The 19,544-nt window shown below is 34.6% G+C and carries 19 protein-coding genes; 14 read left to right on the forward strand and 5 right to left on the reverse strand.

Annotated features, from left to right (window positions below; all coding sequences use genetic code 11):
* Nucleotides 1–41: 41 nt before the first annotated feature.
* The gene (locus J2W48_RS11240) at nt 42–1,043 is read left to right on the forward strand and encodes a zinc dependent phospholipase C family protein (protein ID WP_310281303.1); all 1,002 of its coding nucleotides are present in this window, start codon (nt 42–44) and stop codon (nt 1,041–1,043) included.
* A 79-nt stretch (nt 1,044–1,122) separates the two neighbouring features.
* Here J2W48_RS11240 and J2W48_RS11245 read toward each other — a convergent pair whose 3' ends face one another.
* From J2W48_RS11245 to J2W48_RS11255, 3 genes are all read right to left on the reverse strand, one after another.
* Complete coding sequence (locus tag J2W48_RS11245; RefSeq protein ID WP_310281306.1) at nt 1,123–2,025, reverse strand: right-handed parallel beta-helix repeat-containing protein; 903 nt, start codon at nt 2,023–2,025, stop codon at nt 1,123–1,125.
* Between the two features lie 597 nt (nt 2,026–2,622).
* Complete coding sequence (locus J2W48_RS11250) at nt 2,623–3,255, reverse strand: MCP four helix bundle domain-containing protein (RefSeq protein ID WP_310281308.1); 633 nt, start codon at nt 3,253–3,255, stop codon at nt 2,623–2,625.
* A gap of 282 nt (nt 3,256–3,537) precedes the next feature.
* The gene (locus J2W48_RS11255) at nt 3,538–3,684 is read right to left on the reverse strand and encodes a hypothetical protein (RefSeq protein ID WP_310281310.1); all 147 of its coding nucleotides are present in this window, start codon (nt 3,682–3,684) and stop codon (nt 3,538–3,540) included.
* A gap of 98 nt (nt 3,685–3,782) precedes the next feature.
* Here J2W48_RS11255 and hisG point away from each other — a divergent pair, with 98 nt between their 5' ends.
* From hisG to J2W48_RS11315, 12 genes are all read left to right on the forward strand, one after another.
* A complete protein-coding gene (gene hisG, locus J2W48_RS11260; RefSeq protein ID WP_310281312.1) occupies nt 3,783–4,640 on the forward strand; it encodes an ATP phosphoribosyltransferase in 858 nt (285 codons plus the stop codon).
* A gap of 102 nt (nt 4,641–4,742) precedes the next feature.
* Nucleotides 4,743–6,035 carry a histidinol dehydrogenase gene (gene hisD / locus J2W48_RS11265; protein ID WP_310281314.1) on the forward strand — a complete coding sequence of 431 codons (1,293 nt, stop codon included), beginning with the start codon at nt 4,743–4,745 and terminating at the stop codon, nt 6,033–6,035.
* Nucleotides 6,036–6,137: 102 nt separating this feature from the next.
* Entirely contained in the window at nt 6,138–7,181 is a 1,044-nt protein-coding gene (hisC, locus tag J2W48_RS11270) for a histidinol-phosphate transaminase (RefSeq protein ID WP_310281316.1), read from the forward strand.
* 104 nt (nt 7,182–7,285) lie between these two features.
* Nucleotides 7,286–8,422 carry a bifunctional histidinol-phosphatase/imidazoleglycerol-phosphate dehydratase HisB gene (gene hisB, locus J2W48_RS11275; protein WP_310281318.1) on the forward strand — a complete coding sequence of 379 codons (1,137 nt, stop codon included), beginning with the start codon at nt 7,286–7,288 and terminating at the stop codon, nt 8,420–8,422.
* Between the two features lie 46 nt (nt 8,423–8,468).
* A complete protein-coding gene (hisH, locus tag J2W48_RS11280; RefSeq protein ID WP_310281320.1) occupies nt 8,469–9,098 on the forward strand; it encodes an imidazole glycerol phosphate synthase subunit HisH in 630 nt (209 codons plus the stop codon).
* 116 nt (nt 9,099–9,214) lie between these two features.
* The gene (hisA, locus tag J2W48_RS11285; RefSeq protein ID WP_310281322.1) at nt 9,215–9,940 is read left to right on the forward strand and encodes a 1-(5-phosphoribosyl)-5-[(5-phosphoribosylamino)methylideneamino]imidazole-4-carboxamide isomerase; all 726 of its coding nucleotides are present in this window, start codon (nt 9,215–9,217) and stop codon (nt 9,938–9,940) included.
* Nucleotides 9,941–10,042: 102 nt separating this feature from the next.
* Nucleotides 10,043–10,798: an imidazole glycerol phosphate synthase subunit HisF gene (gene hisF / locus J2W48_RS11290; RefSeq protein WP_310281324.1), complete on the forward strand. Its 756-nt coding sequence runs from the start codon at nt 10,043–10,045 to the stop codon at nt 10,796–10,798.
* A gap of 84 nt (nt 10,799–10,882) precedes the next feature.
* The gene (hisIE, locus tag J2W48_RS11295; RefSeq protein ID WP_310281326.1) at nt 10,883–11,479 is read left to right on the forward strand and encodes a bifunctional phosphoribosyl-AMP cyclohydrolase/phosphoribosyl-ATP diphosphatase HisIE; all 597 of its coding nucleotides are present in this window, start codon (nt 10,883–10,885) and stop codon (nt 11,477–11,479) included.
* A 119-nt stretch (nt 11,480–11,598) separates the two neighbouring features.
* The gene (locus tag J2W48_RS11300; RefSeq protein ID WP_310281344.1) at nt 11,599–12,804 is read left to right on the forward strand and encodes a tetratricopeptide repeat protein; all 1,206 of its coding nucleotides are present in this window, start codon (nt 11,599–11,601) and stop codon (nt 12,802–12,804) included.
* 106 nt (nt 12,805–12,910) lie between these two features.
* On the forward strand, nt 12,911–13,993 hold the full coding sequence (locus J2W48_RS11305; RefSeq protein ID WP_310281328.1) for an o-succinylbenzoate synthase: 1,083 nt from the start codon (nt 12,911–12,913) through the stop codon (nt 13,991–13,993).
* A gap of 68 nt (nt 13,994–14,061) precedes the next feature.
* Nucleotides 14,062–14,535: a CYTH domain-containing protein gene (locus J2W48_RS11310; RefSeq protein WP_310281330.1), complete on the forward strand. Its 474-nt coding sequence runs from the start codon at nt 14,062–14,064 to the stop codon at nt 14,533–14,535.
* Nucleotides 14,536–14,542: 7 nt separating this feature from the next.
* Nucleotides 14,543–15,511, forward strand: a complete 969-nt coding sequence (locus J2W48_RS11315; RefSeq protein WP_310281332.1) for a YpdA family putative bacillithiol disulfide reductase — start codon at nt 14,543–14,545, stop codon at nt 15,509–15,511.
* Between the two features lie 127 nt (nt 15,512–15,638).
* Here the strand turns inward: J2W48_RS11315 and J2W48_RS11320 are convergent, their stop codons facing one another.
* Nucleotides 15,639–17,207, reverse strand: a complete 1,569-nt coding sequence (locus J2W48_RS11320; RefSeq protein WP_310281334.1) for a protein adenylyltransferase SelO — start codon at nt 17,205–17,207, stop codon at nt 15,639–15,641.
* A 6-nt stretch (nt 17,208–17,213) separates the two neighbouring features.
* A complete protein-coding gene (gene msrA, locus J2W48_RS11325; RefSeq protein ID WP_310281336.1) occupies nt 17,214–17,747 on the reverse strand; it encodes a peptide-methionine (S)-S-oxide reductase MsrA in 534 nt (177 codons plus the stop codon).
* A gap of 202 nt (nt 17,748–17,949) precedes the next feature.
* On the opposite strand from msrA, the gene J2W48_RS11330 reads away from it, so the two are divergent.
* Entirely contained in the window at nt 17,950–19,416 is a 1,467-nt protein-coding gene (locus J2W48_RS11330) for an aminotransferase class V-fold PLP-dependent enzyme (protein ID WP_310281338.1), read from the forward strand.
* Nucleotides 19,417–19,544: the final 128 nt, after the last annotated feature.

Raw genomic sequence — 19,544 nt, forward strand, 5'->3', positions numbered from 1 at the left:
CCTTAAATGAAATAAATTTGTGCTTCAAACAAAACTTCAAAATGAAAAATTTTAAAATCAAATCAAAACTAATCGCTTTTGTAGTGATAGCAATTGGATTTTTGACCTTGTCATGGGGAATCGTAGGCCATGAACGCATTAATAAAGCGGCAGTAATGGCTTTGCCTCAGTCGTTACAAGTGTTTTTTTATAATCATATCGATTTTATTACACAGGAAGCTTCAGTCCCGGACATTCGTAAATATGCTTTAAAATACAAAGAAGAAAACCCGAGACATTACATTGATCTGGAGAACTTTGCAGAATCTATTGATAGTTTGCCTAAAAACTTGGAAGAAGTAAATAAAAAATACGATGCTAAATTCCTGAACGATAACGGAATCTTGCCTTGGTATATAGAAGACATGATGGTAAAATTAACCAAAGCTTTCAAAGAAAAAAACAGAGCTGAAATTTTATTTCTGGCTGCAGATTTAGGACATTATATCGGAGATGCCCATATGCCGTTACACACATCTGCCAACCATGACGGACAATTAACCGGCCAAAAAGGAATTCACTCACTTTGGGAAAGCAGATTACCGGAATTATTCGTTAAAAATTACAAGTTAAATGTACCGGAAGCTCAATATTACGAAGATGTCCACAAAGCAACCTGGGACATGATCAAAGATACGCACAGTCTGGTTCAGCCATTATTGGCAGTTGATAAAAAACTAAGAACTTCGACTCCTGAAAATCAGGTTTTTGTCGTTGATGCGGAGGGTAAAATTGTAAAGAGTAAATACAATTCAGCCAGATTTTCTGATGAATACGCTGCCAAATTACATACAGAATTAAACGGAATGGTAGAAAACCAAATGAAAAAAGCCATTACAGCAACAGCCAGTTTTTGGTATACGGCCTGGGTTAATGCTGGAAAACCTGACTTAAGTGATTTGGATTCAAAAGAACTTACAAAACGCAACAGCAAAGCTTTAAAACAGGATTTAAAATTATTTCAAAGAGGAAATCTTTTCGGAATGCAAAATCAAAATGATTAAATAAATTTAATTCTCGAATAGAAATAGAAAAGGCAGTTCAATTTTGAACTGCCTTTTCTAAATATTTTGAATTGTGAAATTAGTATAGCCTCGTAAAGAGCCCTTTTTTATTTCCAGAACCTCCACTGCCAGTAATAGTAATACGACCAGTGTTTCCATTTCCATCATATCCCCAGGCTAAATTATTTGTAGCAGTATTGTTGGTTACGGTATGGGCAACTTTTTGTCCCGCGCTCCCTAATTTAAATCCGTTGCCATCTCCATTAGATCCGAAACCATTATTACTTGCAGTACAATTTTTAATTGTTACAGTATAGGGCTGGCCATAAAGATCCCATCCATCATCAGAGTTGTGGTTGGCACTACAACTATCAAAGACGTTATTTTTTCCGGCAGATAATTTACAGGCATATCCATCAGCATTTTCACCGGCATTTGCTGCGTCATAGTTGTCGTTTGATTTACACGAGTAGACATAATTGTCATGTGATCCATTGTAAATTTGTAAACCTGAATCTCCATTGTTTGAAGTAATTACATTGTAAACGTAATTATTTCCGCCATGTTGGAAAACAATACCGCAATCAGGGGCATTTTTGACTGTCATATTGGTAATATTCCAGTAGCTTCCGTTTACTTTTACTCCCCAGCTTCCTGACGGCATGCCTGAACAGTTTAAAACACCGCCTGTCAAATTTATTTTTGCGCTGGAAGTACCACTTTTAGCAAGTTCCAGAGTTTGTGTTAAATTAATTGTACCGCTAATTTTAATAATATCACCGGCAACAGCTGATGCCACTGCAGATCTCAATCCGGATTCAGTGGTTATAGTAGTTGTTTTGGCTGTAAGAGAACTGTTTCCAGTTGTAATCTCTTCATTTTTAATTGCGGTTTCACTTGTAGTTGATGGAGTGTCATTTGTTTCACATGCAGTAAAAGAGACGATGGAACATAAGACGAGTAATTTAAAATTTGTTTTCATAATAATTTGGGTTTGGTTATTTAGTTAATAAAACGTGTTGCTGTTTTTTTGATGCTTAAAATATATTTTAAAAAACTGATTATCAGTTGTTAATAATTTTGACAAACTTATGTAAAATTTTAATAATAAATTAAATATTACTTAAAAAAACGCAATTAAAATAACTATTAATCAATTTTAACTACAAAAAAGTTGAATAAGTTCAATAATTTAACTAAAAAATAGTTTTATAAATTAAAAATATTTTGATGTAGTTTTGTCAATAAATAATTACTCAATCCTAAAAAATTAGAAGATAATTTTTTTAGGATTGAGTAATTAATAAAAAAATATAAGAGAGGTAATATTTTACTATACAATTGACTAGTGTTAAATGAGTTGTGAGAAGTCTGAAGCTGAAAATTTCAGAAGAAGGTTATTCAGAATTAGGCCGCTTGAAAGTTAACCTATGTGGTGGAAAAAGATAAAAAAATAATACTTTAGATTTTATTCAGTGAGAAGCAAGGATTATGAATGTAAAAATTAGTTAAACCAAAATAATGAAAAGAATCTGAAATGAAGACTTAGCAAATGCTCCAATATTCACAGATTTTTGTTTTAATTAAGGCTTGGCGATTCCGGAATTTTGATATTTTTTTTAGGCTTTTTTATAATTAGAAGATAAAAAGTAATCCCTCCCAAAACAACAAGCAAAGCAATCTGCAGCTGTCCAAGTGTATTATTGCCACTATGCATCGCATTGGCACTGGCCAGTTTTTCCTTTCCTTCCCTGACTTGAATTTCAGAAAGATGATTTAGTGTTTTTAAGGCTTTATTACTTGATTCCATTACTAAATTCCAGTTCTTATTTTGCGCCTGTTTGTCAATCTCTGAACAGGATACCAAAAAAGCATCAAAATGACTTTTTTCCTTTGGGGTCAGAACTGTTTTGACATACAAATTATCTATAGTATGGATGGTTTGTAAAGCATTTTCTATTTTGCCTTTTTTATAAGCATCATTTAAAATCGCTTTTTGAGTTTCTGCCTTTATTAAATGAAGCTCATTAGCATATTGAAAAATATAATAAGCCACAACCAGTCTGTCATTATAAATGGTATTGATGTTTTCGTTTGCATTTTTTGAATTCTGCAGCGTATTAAAATTACTCAATATGATGATCAGCATAATAACAAGTAAAATAAAAGCCGCTTTTGTTTTATTACTGTATTTTTTTAAAATTGTCCTCATTATATTCTAATCAAGTTTTATTAATAAGATCTTTTCTCAAATATAGAGAATTTGTATCAGATTAAACCAGAATACTGTAATCTAATGTGCTGTAATATAATAATTTAAAAGTAGTAATGATAGTGTAGTATCAGGAGCTGTTCCTGCTGTCTGCTGTATCTTTTTCCGGCAAAAAAGGCAGAAAAAGGATGTCGCTCCCATCAGGGTCAGGGCTCTGATTTTAACAAGATCATTGTGGTTTTAATAATTAGAAAATATTTTTAACAATAAACTATCGTTAAGTTAAATTAAAAATTGCTTTTTTATTAAATTTACTACTATATTTGCAACCGAATCAAAGAATAAAAAATCAACCAACAATGTTTTTAAATCAATTACATCATCATCATTTTCATAATTGCTCTCAGGCGATGTGTTAATGATATGCATGTAAATCATCATATTTTAAAACCCGTTTGAGTACATCAAACGGGTTTTTTATTACCTATTCTTTGTACTCAAACTATTAATTAAACAAAAAAAGAAAAATGAGTACTTTAAAAATTGCAATTCAAAAATCAGGTCGTTTAAACGAAGACAGCATTCAAATTCTTAAGGATTGCGGTATTTCAATCAACAACGGAAACGATCAGCTAAAAGCCGAAGCTTCCAATTTTCCCTTAGAAGTTCTGTACCTGAGAAATTCAGATATTCCTCAATATTTAATTGACGGCGTAGTGGATCTTGCTATTGTCGGAGATAATTTATTAGTAGAAAAAGGGAAGCATATTGAAGTAATTCAAAAACTGGGTTTCTCTAAATGCAAGGTTTCTGTAGCAGTTCCTAAAACTTTTGAGTACAATTCTATTCAGGATTTAGCTGGCTTAAGGGTCGCTACTTCCTATCCCAATACAGTTACTGAATATTTCGGTTCTTTTGGATTAACAGTTGATATTCACCAAATTTCAGGATCAGTAGAGATTGCGCCTAATATTGGCCTTGCGGATGCGATTGTGGATATTGTTTCAAGCGGAAGTACATTGTTTAAAAATAATTTGAAAGAAGTAGAAGTAATCCTGAAAAGTGAAGCTGTTTTAGCCGTTTCACCGAAAGTTTCTCCTGAAATTCAAAAACACATCGATACATTAAAGTTCAGGATCCAATCGGTTTTAAGGGCCCGAAGTTCAAAATACATTTTAATGAACGTACCCAACGAAAAAATTGATGAAATTGGCAGAATATTACCGGTTTTACGAAGTCTTACCGTTTTGCCATTGGCTGAGGAAGGCTGGAGCAGCGTACATTCTGTAATTGATAAAGACACTTTTTGGGATGTAATAGACCAGCTGAAAGAAGCCGGAGCCGAAGGAATTTTGGTTTGCCCAATCGAAAAAATGGTACTTTAGGACTTCGTCCGCTTTAGGCTTTAGGCAATACGCTTTAAGCCAAAAAAACATAAAGTTAATAAAGCTTATGGCCTACAGCTTAAAGCTTAAAGCATAAAAACAATGAATAAAATAGACAATCCAAAACCAGATACCTGGTCAGAAATATTAAAAAGACCAACCAAAACTATCGATGATATCGAAGTTACGGTCAAGGAAATTTTTAAGGAAGTGCAGAAAAAAGGGGATGAAGCGGTTGCAAAATACACTTCTATTTTTGATGGAATTGCTTTAGAAAATTATGAAGTGACTTCACAGGAAATTGAAGAAGCTATTAATTCAATTTCTGATGAATTGAAAGAAGCGATTCAGTTGGCAAAAGCAAATATTTATAAATTCCATAAAGCACAGAAAACAGAAAGAATTTCAATTGAAACAATTGAAGGTGTAAACTGCTGGCAGGAAAAAAGACCGATTCAAAAAATTGGTTTGTATATTCCCGGCGGAACAGCTCCCTTATTTTCAACGGTTTTAATGCTGGCAGTTCCTGCTGGAATTGCAGGCTGTAATGAAATTGTTTTGTGTTCGCCACCTGATAAAACCGGAAAAATAAATCCTGCAATTTTATATACTGCTAATTTATGTGGCGTAACCAAAATATTGAAGGTTGGCGGAATCCAGGCGATTGCCGGAATGACTTTTGGAACACAATCGATTCCGAAAGTGTATAAAATTTTTGGACCCGGAAATCAGTTTGTAACCGTGGCAAAACAACTGGCGACACAATTTGGAGTAGCCATTGATATGCCGGCCGGACCTTCAGAACTGTTGGTTGTGGCAGATGATACAGCTGTTCCTGCTTTTGTAGCTTCGGATTTATTGTCTCAGGCGGAGCACGGAACGGATAGTCAGGTGATTTTGGTTTCAACTTCAAAAAAACTGATTGATGCCGTTGAAAAGGAAATTCAGACACAAATAGAAGAACTTCCAAGGAAGGAAATTGCTAAAAAAGCGATAGCGAATTCTAAACTAATTTTTGTTGAAAACGATAAAATTGCGTTAGAATTAATCAATGAATACGGACCGGAACACTTTATAATTTGCTCAGAGTTTGATGATTTTTACTGTAATGGCGTTTTGAATGCAGGTTCTGTTTTTATTGGAAATTATACTCCGGAAAGTGCAGGCGATTACGCTTCTGGTACAAATCATACATTACCGACAAACGGCTACGCCAAGAATTACAGTGGTGTAAACCTGGATAGTTTCATGAAATCAATGACGTTTCAGAAAATATCAGAAAAAGGAATTCAGAATATCGGACGCGCCATTGAAGTTATGGCGGAAGCAGAAGGTTTGCAGGCACATAAGAATGCTGTAACACTTCGACTAAATAGTTTAAAGGAAAAAGAATAAAGAGCAAAGAATATAGAGCAAAGAATATAGATTATATTAAAGACTAGTGAGAAGTCTTTGTTCTTTACTCTTTTTTCTATCCTCTGATTAAAAAAAGAAGAAATGAAATTCGATATCAACACCATAACACGTGAAAACGTTAAAACATTAAAACCTTATTCTTCGGCTCGTGATGAGTTTGAAGATTTTGATACTGCCGAAATGATTTTTTTGGATGCGAATGAAAACCCGTTTCAAAATGGCGTAAATCGTTACCCTGATCCACAGCAGAACTCGGTTAAAGCAATTTTGGCAAAGAATAATAACGTAAAATCTAGTCAGATTTTATTAGGTAACGGAAGCGATGAAGTATTAGATTTACTTTTCAGGGCTTTCTGTGAACCAAAAACAGATAATATCATTTCATTACCGCCAACGTACGGAATGTATAGTGTTTTAGCAAATATCAATGCAGTAGAAAACAGGGAAGTTTTGCTTTCAAACGATTTTCAGCCACAGGTAGAAAAGATTTTAAATGCAGTTGATGACAATACCAAAATCATCTTTTTATGTTCACCAAATAATCCAACAGGGAATTCTTTTTCAGACGAAAGTGTGGTGACATTGCTACAAAACTTCAAAGGTCTGGTCGTAATTGATGAAGCGTATATCGACTTTTCGGAAAAAGAAAGCTGGTTGACAGAAATTGATGAATATCCAAATTTGGTGATTACCCAAACACTTTCTAAAGCGTATGGTCTTGCCGGAATCAGATTAGGAATTTGTTATGCTTCTGAGGCTGTAATTTCAGTTTTGAATAAAATAAAACCTCCGTATAATGTTAACGAACTGACTCAGCAAAGAGCCATTGTTCGTTTAAATGATTCGGAAAAAATAAAAGCTGAAATAACCTCTATTATTGAGCAAAGAGAACAATTACTTAAAGTATTAGGTGAGGTTGGTTTTGTTGAAAAAATCTATCCGACGGAAGCTAATTTTGTATTGATAGAAGTAGATGATGCCAATAAAAGATACAACGAATTGATTGCAAAAGGAATCGTGATTCGTAATAGAACAACCCAGCCCTTATGCGAAAATTGTTTGCGTCTGACAATTGGAATTCCGGAGGAAAATGCTATTTTGATTAAGGAATTGAAGATGCTGTAATAGAGAAAAGAATATAGAGCAAAGAAAAAAGAAAAATTGTAGAGCTGAGATTGAATTAAATCTATTCTCTTTACTCTATTTTCTTTATTCTAAAAAAATAAAATATGAAAAAAGTACTTTTTATCGATCGTGACGGAACGATTGTTTTAGAACCTGCAGATTTGCAATTGGATAGTTTGGATAAACTTGAATTTTATCCAAAGGCGTTTCAATACCTGGCTAAAATTGCCAATGAATTAGATTACGAATTGGCGATGGTAACCAATCAGGATGGTTTGGGAACGGATAGTTTTCCGGAAGATACGTTTTGGCCAACACAGAATTTTGTTTTGAGAGCTTTCGAAAACGAAGGCGTTTTGTTTGATGATATTTTTATTGATCGATCGTTTCCAGCAGATAATGCACCAACACGCAAGCCCAGAACCGGAATGTTGGCCAAATATTTGAATAATCCGGATTATGATTTGGCAAATTCATTTGTTTTGGGCGATCGCCTGACAGATGTTGAGCTGGCTAAAAACTTAGGAGCAAAAGCCATTTTCATGAATATGACTGATGGAGTTGGAACGAATGAAATTTCATCGAAACGTGAAGAATTAGACGAAACTATTATTTTGCAGACAACAGACTGGAAAACAATTTATGAGTTTTTGAAATTAGAGGCACGTTCTGCTTCGATTACCCGTAAAACACATGAAACGGATATTTTTATCAATGTAAATTTAGACGGAACAGGGAAAAGTAAAATAGACACCGGAATCGCTTTCTTTGATCATATGTTAGATCAGATTTCGCGTCACGGTCAAATGGATCTTGAGATATTGGTAAAAGGCGACTTAGAAGTTGATGAACATCATACAATCGAAGATACTGCAATTGCTTTGGGAGAAGTTTTTGCAAAAGCATTAGGTAATAAACTTGGAATCGAACGTTATGGTTTCTGTTTGCCAATGGATGATTGTTTGGCGCAGGTTGCAATTGACTTTGGAGGAAGAAACTGGCTGGTTTGGGAAACCGAATTCAAACGCGAAATGGTGGGTAAAATGCCTACTGAAATGTTTTATCACTTTTTTAAATCGTTCTCGGATGGAGCCAAAGCCAATATCAACATCAAGGCGGAAGGTGATAACGAGCACCATAAAATTGAAGCTATTTTTAAAGCTTTCGCTAAAGCAATAAAAGTAGCGGTGAAAAGAGATACTGAGAAAATGATATTGCCAAGTACAAAGGGAATGTTGTAGCCTCTAACCCCCGAAAGGGAATCAAATGATTAAAAATTATAAGTAGATGAATAAAATTGAAAAGCATTCAAATTCAACTTCCCCTTCGGGGGCTGGAGGGCTTGTTATTATAAATTACGGAGCAGGAAATATTCAAAGCATTATGTTTGCGATTGAAAGGCTTGGTTTTAAAGCTGTTTTAAGTAATAATCCGGAAGAAATTCAGGCTGCTGACAAAGTGATTTTCCCTGGTGTTGGCGAGGCGAGTTATGCCATGAGAAAACTGAAAGAAAGTGGTTTGGATAGCTTGATTCCGAATTTGAAACAACCTGTTTTAGGAATTTGTCTGGGGATGCAATTGATGTGTAATTCGTCTGAAGAAAGCAATACCAAAGGTTTGGGGATTTTTGATGTGGATGTGATTAAATTCACACCAAAAGTAAAAGTACCACAAATGGGTTGGAACCAGATTTATGATTTAAAATCGGATTTGTTTAAGGGAGTTCCGGAGAACGAATTCATGTATTTGGTACATAGTTTTTACGCTCCAAATTGCGCTGAAGCCATTGCGACAACAAATTATGAATTAGAATATGCATCGGCTTTACAAAAAGATAATTTTTACGGAACACAGTTTCATCCGGAAAAAAGCGGTGCAGTTGGAGAAAAAATACTAGAAAACTTTTTGAAATTGTAAAAGTTCAGCAATATCAAAAATCAATATCAATTTTAGAAAATCTGAAGTCAAAAATCGTTCACAATCAAAATCAAGACTTTACGACTTTAGACTTTCAAACTTTAAGACTTAAATAAATGAGAATAATACCAGCCATAGATATCATTGACGGGAAATGCGTCCGCTTATCAAAAGGGGATTACAACACTAAGATAATTTACAATGAAAATCCGATTGAAGTAGCGAAATCATTTGAAGCACACGGAATTGAATATTTACATTTAGTAGATTTAGACGGTGCTAAATCAAGCAAAATTGTCAATTATAAAATTTTGGAACAAATTGCTACACAGACGAAATTGAAAATTGATTTTGGAGGTGGTTTAAAATCGGATGCCGATTTAAAAATCGCTTTTGAAAGCGGTGCCAATCAAATTACCGGTGGAAGTATTGCGGTAAAAAACAGGATCATTTTCGAAAAATGGATTTCTGAATACGGTTCGGATAAAATTATTTTAGGTGCAGACGCCAAAGATGAAAAAGTAGCAGTTTCAGGATGGCTGGAAGATTCAGATGAAGATTTGATTCCGTTTATTCAGGATTATCAAAAAAAAGGAATCCAGTACGTTATTTGTACCGATATTGCGAAAGACGGAATGTTAGAAGGTCCAAGTTTTGATTTATATGCCAAGATTTTAGCAGAAGCTAAAGGGATAAAACTAATTGCTTCGGGTGGAATTTCAACTTTCGATGAATTGCCTAAATTAGCCGAATTAGGGTGCGAAGGAACGATTATCGGAAAAGCGATTTATGAAGGAAGAATTACATTAAAGCAATTAGAGAATTATATTTTAAATAAATAGATTATTTCGCAAAGTTGCACGAAGTAAAACACAAAGATTCACTAAAAAATCTTTGTGAATCTCTGTGGATTTTTTGCGAATCTCTGTGAAATAACTAAAAACATGCTTGCAAAAAGAATCATACCCTGTCTTGATATAAAAAACGGAAGAACCGTAAAAGGTGTTAATTTTGTAGACTTACGTGATGCCGGAGATCCGGTCGAATTGGCAGAAATTTATTCGGCGGAAGGTGCGGATGAATTGGTTTTCCTGGATATTTCGGCAACGGAAGAACGCAGAAAAACCTTGGTAAAGATGGTGAGAAGTGTTGCGGAGAAAATCAACATTCCGTTTACCGTTGGTGGTGGAATTTCATCTGTTGAAGATGTTGAAGTCCTTTTGAATAATGGAGCTGATAAGGTTTCGATTAATTCATCGGCAGTAAAAAATCCACAGTTAATAAATGATTTAGCTCAGAAATTCGGAAGCCAGTGCGTTGTCGTTGCTATTGATGCCAAACAAATTGACGGACAATGGATTGTGCATTTGGTAGGCGGAAAAGTACCAACAGAACTCAATTTATTCGATTGGGCGGTTGAAGTTGCAAAACGCGGTGCTGGAGAAATATTATTCACATCAATGGATAACGACGGAACCAAAAATGGTTTTGCCAATGAAGCTTTGGCGAAATTATCAACTTTAATTAATATTCCGATCATAGCCTCTGGTGGCGCCGGAAATATACAGCATTTCGTAGATTCATTTAAGGAAGGAAAAGCTGATGCTGCTTTGGCTGCGAGCGTTTTTCACTTCAAGGAAATCGAAATCAAAACTTTAAAACAAGAACTAAAAAATAATAATATAGAAGTAAGAATTTAGAAAATAGAGTAAAGAATAAAGAGAAAAGAAAATCTAATAGATAATTTTTTAATCTTTAAATTTTTCAATCTTTAAATAAAATATATGAACATCAATATCAAAAGCTCACACGGATTGATTCCGGCAATTATTCAGGATTCAGAAACTAAAAATGTCCTGATGCTGGGTTATATGAATGAAGAATCGATTCAAAAAACGATTGAAACACAAAAAGTAACTTTTTTCAGCCGCTCCAAACAACGACTTTGGACAAAAGGTGAGGAGAGTGGCAACTTTTTGAATCTTGTGGATATTAAAAATGATTGTGATGGCGATACGTTGTTAATTCAGGCAAAGCCAGTTGGTCCTACGTGTCATACAGGGGCAGACACTTGCTGGCAGGAAGAGAACAAAGAAAATTTCGGCTTTCTTTCCAGTTTAGAAAACACGATTAAAATCCGCAGGGAAAATGCTGATTCAGAAAAAAGTTATGTAGCTTCGTTATTCGAAAAAGGAATCAATAAAATTGCTCAGAAGGTAGGTGAAGAAGCAGTAGAAGTGGTGATCGAAGCCAAAGATGATAACGATGACCTTTTCCTGAGCGAAAGTGCCGATTTGCTTTTTCATTATCTTATTCTGCTGCAGGCCAAAGGTTTTCAACTTAATGATGTAGTCGATGTTTTGAAAAAACGTCAGAAATAAGTAATAAATTTTGAATAATTGGAGCTGTTTCCTGCTGTCCGCTGTATCTTTTTATTTTTAAAGAAAAAATAAAAAGGATGCCGCTTCCATCAGGGCTAAAACGTAATAAACGAGAAAAGATGAATTTGAAGAAAATAATTGTATTCCTTTTAGTTGGTTCTTTTTATAACGCTTTTGCACAAAAAGAAGACGGATACTGGGACAAAGATCGTGCGACCACAAAAGAAATCATTGTTTCAGCAGGTGACAGAATCACTGTTAAAACAGAAGATTTACCTGTTGGGACTACCGAAATTGTTTACCGGATAACTCTTTTGGATGAAAATCAGCAAATGGCCAATAGTCTGGTTTCAGTATTAAAAGCTATTCCAGATCCTTATGGTATCGGTCAGGGCTCTGCAGGAGCTGTATTCCTGATGTCAAAAATATCGGGCGATGATAAATGTACGTATGCACTTTTTACTTCTGATGCCAATGCAAAAAAATATGTTGATAACGGAAAAATTGATGATGCCTGTTTTTTACAGGCTGATCCATTAAGCAAGGATGCCAAACGTTTATCAATTGATAAATCATCCTGTTTAAAACAAAATACAACCACCATTTGGTTTGGATTTGAAAGCAAAAATTGGTTTTTAAAGCAAAAAATAGTATTAGAGGTTGTGCCCTGGGTTGATACAAAGCTTAACCGTGGCTGGAATCTGGATAATAAAAACGAAATTATCAGTTTGTGCAAAACCTCTACAATGGCACAAAAAATGGCTAATTCAGATGATTTTTGTGTTTGCATTATGGATAAAACCATGAAGCAATACCGATATGGTGAATTTCAAAAATTACTTGCCATAGAAAAAACTAAGGTTTATAAAGATTTTGGAAATGCCTGTTACAATGATGCCAATATTTCTAAAAATGTTTTTAATGATTTAAGAACACAGGCCAACACCTTAATAAAACTGCAAAAATACAATGAGGCGATTCCGAAGTTAAATACGATAATCACTTCGGGAAAAGCAACTGCGCTGGACTACGCTTCGATTGGTTACAGTTATATTTTGACCAAACAATATGCAAAAGCTCTGAAGTTCTTAAAAGAAGGCGAAAAATCGGATGATACCGAATTATTAGTAAAACTGTATTTGGCACATACCTATTTGGTTAGTGATGATTATAGTACGGCAAAATCCATTTATAAAAAATACCAAACTCAAAACGTTACCGACAGCCTTAGCTGGATTGATAAAACCAAACAGGATTTTGCCCTTTTTCAAAAAGCAGGATTGCCATCTTCAGACTTTGAGAGGGTTTTGAAATTGTATAATTAAAAAAATATTTCACCATATAAGTGATTATAAGTTCATTTAAATTTTGCCCCAAAGCTGAGCTTAAATTTTCTTATAATCACTTATATGGTTTAAAAAAGCATCATGCATGAAAGCTACTTATCACAAATATATGCTCGAATTTAAGCGTCCTTCGGGAACTTCACGTGGTATTATGACCGAAAAAGAAACCTGGTTTATAGTACTTGAAAAAGACGGTAAAAAAGGAATAGGAGAGTGTGGAATTTTAAGAGGATTGAGCGCTGATGACAGAGAGGATTATGAAGAGAAATTGAATTGGACTTGCCAAAATATTCATTTAGGGGAAGATGTTCTTTGGGAAAAATTATTAGAATTTCCTTCAATTCAATTCGGAATCGAGATGGCTTTTTTATCTCTGAAAAGTGAAAATCCGTATTTGTTATTTCCTTCAGATTTTACTAATAATACCAAATCAATTGTCATTAATGGACTGGTTTGGATGGGAGAGGAAGCTTTTATGAAAGAGCAGATTGAAGAGAAATTGGCTCAGGGATTTACCTGTATAAAACTGAAGATTGGGGCAATAGATTTTCAGAAAGAACTCGACTTATTACGCTTTATTCGTACTCATTTTACTCCTGATCAAATAGAAATTCGTGTCGATGCTAATGGTGCTTTTGATTTAAATGAAGCTTTAGATAAATTAAATCAATTATCTGGTTTTGAATTGCATAGTATTGAACAGCCTATTCAGAAAAACAACACTGACAGTATGGCAGAACTGTGTAAAATGACTCCTTTTCCTATTGCTTTGGATGAAGAGCTGATTGGAGTATTTTCCCTGGAAGAAAAAGAAGTATTGCTGCAAAAAGTCAGACCGCAATACATCATTTTGAAGCCAAGTTTTGTTGGCGGTTTTAGGGGAACTCAGGAATGGATTACGTTAGCAGAAAAATATAATATTGGCTGGTGGATTACCTCAGCATTGGAAAGTAATATTGGTCTTAATGCAATTGCGCAATGGACATTTTTGCAAAATTCCAATATGCCTCAGGGTTTGGGTACCGGAGCACTTTATACCAATAATTTTGATTGTCCTTTGGAAGTTTCAAATGGACAGTTGTGGTACAATACTTCTAAAGATTGGGATTCTTCTTTTCTTATAAATTCACAAATAAAATCTTTATTTGGACGTAATTTTCAGTCTTGAAATTAGAATTTTGAATTTATCTCTGATTTAAATTGAGTAACTTGCATTCAAATTAATTATCAGAAGAAATGATTGAGATTGAAAGAAAGTTTCTTGTAAAATCAGATGAATTCAAATCACAGGCTTTTGCTCAAAACAAAATTGCCCAGGGTTATTTGAGTTCACTTCCTGAACGAACTGTCCGTATCAGAATCAAAGGTAATAGAGGTTTTATCACGATAAAAGGAATAGGACAACAGGGGGGAATGTCCCGTTTCGAGTGGGAAAATGAAATTCCGCTTGACGAAGCACAGCAATTACTTAAATTGTGTGAAAAGGGAAAAATCGAGAAAACGCGTTTCGAAATAAAATCAGGCAATCATATTTTTGAAGTAGATGAATTTTATGGAGAAAATGAAGGCTTGGTCATGGCAGAAATTGAATTGCAATCAGAAACCGATTCATTTGAAAAGCCGGATTGGCTAGGAGAAGAAATTACCAATGATGAGCGCTACTACAATGCTTATTTAAGTAAAAATCCTTTTAAAGACTGGGGAAAATAATAATTTTATGACACAATCATACGATCTGATTATTGTAGGCGGTGGTCCAATTGGACTGGCTTGTGCAATAGAAGCCAAAAATAAAAACCTGAATTATTTGATTATAGAGAAAGGAGCCATTGTCAATAGTATTTTTAATTATCCGTTGTATATGACTTTTTTTTCTACGGCAGAAAGGCTTGAGATTGGTAATATCCCATTCAATTGTCTGGCACCAAAGCCTGGTCGTCAGGAAGCATTGGAATATTATCGAAATATTCATCGCTATTTTAATTTCAATATCAACTTATTCGAAAAAGTAACTCAGGTCCAGAAGCTGGAAAATTCACTTTTTAATATCAAAACAAATAAAAACTCATACGAAGCTAAAAACGTTATTATAGCAACTGGTTTCTATGATATTCCGATAGAAATGAGTGTAAAAGGGGAGGAATTACCTAAAGTCCGCCATTATTACAAAGAGGCTCATGAATATGCTTTTCGGGATGTTTTGGTTGTGGGAGCTAATAATTCTTCTGTAGATGCCGCTTTGGAATGTTGGAGAAAAGGGGCAAATGTAACCATGGTAATTCGTAAAAATGAAATCAATAACCGTGTGAAATATTGGGTAAAACCTGATATTGAAAACAGAATTGAAGAAGGAAGCATAAAAGCTTATTTTGAATCGAATATCACTGAAATTCGCGAAAGTGAAGTAGAAATTGAAACTCCAAACGGTAAAGTAGGCATCAAAAATGATTTTGTTTTGGCATTAACCGGCTATAAACCGGATTTGTCTTTTCTTGAAAAAATGGGTATTCAGTTATCAGGCGATGAATTGAAAATTCCTGCATACAATCCAGAAACTATGGAAACGAATGTAGAAGGACTATTTTTAGCAGGAGTGGTGTGTGGCGGTATGCAAACCCATAAATGGTTTATTGAAAATTCACGCATCCATGCTAATATGATTGTGAATTATATTACTTCAAAATAAATGTTAGCCACGAATTTCACGAATTTTCACTAAAAAATAATTGTATATGTAGTTGAAATTAGTAAAATTCAATTTTTAATCTAATCCGTTTTGTGCAAATTAGTGGAATTCGTGGCAAAAAAAATAATTAAGAACTACAGGAAAGCATCGAGCATCCTACTTTTGAACGAGCCCAATCCGGTCGTTTTGCAAACCATTTTTCATGTTCTGGCTGTTCATCATAAGGTTTTTTGAGTAACTCGTGCAACTTAGTAATTAGCGAATAATCCCCTTTATCGGCATCATCAATTGCCAGTTGCGCCATATAATTTCGTAAAACATATTTTGGATTAACTGAATTCATTAATATAAATCTTTCCTCATCTGAAGTGTTTTCCTGATTCAGTCTTTCTAAATAATCGGTAAACCATAATAACCAATTATCCAGAATCGTGTCCTTGATTTCCTTAGGATTATAAAAAGCATCTTCAATAGCTTTTAAAGCTTTTTCGGGAGAATCAGTTTTTTTAATCCGATTCAGATTGCGATAAAAAATAGTCATATCGGTTTCTGATAATTGCAAATTGGATTCTAAATACGCAATTAATTCATCGTCATTATCTATTGAAGTAGTAAGTCCTAATTTACTTAAAATCATTTTTTTATAATCAGAATCAAAATTAATCATAAATGATTCCAATATTTTTTCCAAAGGCTCCGATTCATTGATTAAAGGGAAAAGAGAATTGGCTAATTGGTACAAATTCCATTGGGCAATTTGAGGCTGGTTTCCAAAACGGTATCTTCTGTTTTGGCTGTCGGTTGTATTAGGCGTCCAGTTGGGATCGTAATTTTCCAGCCATCCATAAGGTCCATAATCGATTGTTATGCCGTGAATCGACATGTTATCGGTATTCATTACGCCATGAACAAAGCCTACACGTTGCCAATGCAGAATCATTTCGCGGGTTGTATCGGCCACGGTTTTAAAAAACTGCAGGTATTGTTCTTTTGGTTCGCCTTTAATTTCGGGGAAATAATGCTTGATAGTGTATTCTGTAAACTGTTTTAGATTCTTCAGTTCATTTCTGGCCGTGAGCATTTCGAAACTTCCAAACCGAATAAAAGAGGGAGCGACACGACAGACAATAGCCCCTTTTTCGTAGGCAGGATTTCCATTGTATAAAATATCACGAAGTACTTCATCACCTGACAACATCAGTGAAAGCGATCGGGTAGTAGGTACTCCCAAATAGTGCATGGCCTCAGCGCACAGATGTTCCCTTACTGATGAACGTAAAACAGCCAGGCCATCAGCAGTTCTCGAGTATGGTGTTTTTCCAGCTCCTTTTAATTGTAAAGTTAAAAACTGATCGTCATTTACAACTTCAGTTAAATTGATCGCACGGCCATCACCCAATTGCCCTGCCCAGTTTCCAAACTGATGTCCTGCATAACACATCGCATACGGACGTGTTTCGGATAAGATTTCTTTACCTGAAAAAATATTCAGAAATTCTTCTGATTGAATTTCATCTGTTGAGATTCCAACCAGTTCAGCTACTTCTTCGGAAGCGTGAATTAGTTTAGGATTGGAAGGTTTTGTTGGATTTACATACGAAAAAAGTGCATTCGAAACCTGACGTACTTCATTAGTTTCAATAAGATCAGCTGGTAATTCAGCAGTAAATCGGTTATGTGTTTTTAAATTTTTCATTCTGATTTATTCAATTATTTTATCAGCGTACATTTTTTTTAATTTATACACTTTTGGGTCAATCACCATTCGGCAATAGCCCGCTTCCGGATTATCATTATAATAATTTTGATGATCTTCTTCAGCTTCGTAAAATACCTGAAAAGGTTTTAACTGTGTAACAATTGGATCTGAAAAAACCGACCTGATTTCATTAAAAACCTGTTCAGCAATTGTTTTCTGAGTTTCATCATGATATAAAATGATAGATCGGTATTGTGTTCCGCTATCTGCGCCTTGTCGGTTTAATGTTGTGGGGTCGTGACTTGTCATGAAAACAGTAATTAAGTCATGGTATGAAATTATGTCAGGATTAAAAACAACTTGTATAACTTCAGCGTGACCGGTTCTTCCTGTACACACTTCCCTGTAGGCTGGATTTTTTATTTGCCCATCAGAATAACCTGATTTTATAGTTTCAATTCCTTTTAAACGCTGAATTACAGCTTCTATACACCAAAAACAGCCACCTCCAAAGGTTGCTACTGATAAATTTTTCATTTATTATTTTTTAGTTACCAACTTATCCTATTAGTTATATAGAATATTATAGTAAATTATTTGTAAAAAGTCTATTTGATTAAAGATATTAAAAAGTAATTTAAAATTTGAAGTTTGTAATTGATAAATCCGCAATTTTATTAAAAAATAATATATTTGCTGTCAAACAAAAAGTACATTCGTGTACAGCAAAAATAATACCATGACTTTAGAAGCTTATTTTAACGATTTCAGAAAAAATATTGTTGGAATTAATCAGGAATTTACTTCGCCTTACGGTAAAAAACAGATTATTTATACAGACTGGACTGCCAGCGGGAGGTTGTATCGCCCGATTGAAGATAAACTTCTAAATAATTTTGGTCCTTTTGTAGCTAATACGCATACTGAAACTACCGTGTCAGGTACTGCCATGACAAAAGCGTACCATCATGCCAGAAAAATTATAAAACGCCATACTAATGCTAATCAGGATGATGTATTGATTACAGATGGTACCGGGATGACGGGTGTTGTAAATAAATTTCAGCGTATTTTAGGATTGAAAGTTCCTGAGAATCTGAAAGCCTTTACAAATGTTCCTGCTGAGAAAAAACCAATCGTTTTTATTTCGCACATGGAACATCATTCCAATCAGACTTCTTGGCTTGAAACGATTGCTGATGTTGAAATTATTCCGTCCTGCAATAAAGGACTTTTTTCTTTGGAGAATTTAGCAGAATTACTTGAAAAATATAAAGACAGAACAATAAAAATAGCTTCGATAACATCGTGTTCAAATGTCACGGGTCTAAAAACTCCTTTTCATGAAGCTGCCAAATTAATGCATCAGCATAATGGTGTTTGTTTTGTAGATTTTGCCTGTTCAGGGCCGTATGTTAAAATAGACATGCATCCTGAAGATCAGGAAGCGTATCTGGATGCGATCTTCTTTTCGCCGCATAAGTTTTTAGGTGGTCCCGGGACCTCCGGCGTTTTGATTTTTAATAAAAAACTATACAATAATATGATTCCGGATTGTCCTGGCGGAGGAACCGTAAGCTGGACCAATCCGTGGGGAGAACATAAATATATCGATAATATTGAAGATCGTGAAGATGGCGGAACTCCGGGTTTTCTACAAGTGATTAAAACTGCCCTTGCGATTGAGCTGAAAGAAGAAATGGGGATTGAAAATATCCTGCAACGCGAGCATGAAATTATAGATTTTGTGTTTCAAGAATTGAATGGAATTCCAAATATTAAAATTCTGGCAGGCCAACATCAGGAACGTTTGGGAGTGGTTTCATTTTTTATTGAAGATTTGCATTTTAATTTGGGTGTAAAATTACTGAATGACAAATTTGGAATTCAGACAAGGGGCGGATGCAGCTGTGCCGGAACTTACGGGCATTTTTTACTGCATGTGGATCAGGAAACTTCAAATAAACTGGTTGATGAAATCAGCATTGGTGATTTAATCAAAAAACCGGGATGGATCAGGATGTCGATTCATCCAACAACTACAAACGAAGAGATTGCTTTTGTTTGTGAAAGTATTAAGGAGATGGCTAAAAACCATGAAACATGGAAACTGGATTATTCGTATGATAAAAACACGAATGAATTTATTCATAAAAATGCTAATTCGTTTGAGGATGAATTAGTGGCTGGTTGGTTTAGGTCTTAGAATAAAATTATAATTTATATAAACCCGACAGGTTTTTAAAAACATAGGTGTTCGGAAGTTATCTAAGTTGTATTAAATAGTGGTGATTTGCTTGGGTCCCCATCGCAGATTACCACTATTTCTTTTAT

The sequence above is a fragment of the Flavobacterium piscis genome, from assembly GCF_031457575.1.
In the GTDB taxonomy this organism is placed as follows: domain Bacteria; phylum Bacteroidota; class Bacteroidia; order Flavobacteriales; family Flavobacteriaceae; genus Flavobacterium; species Flavobacterium piscis_A.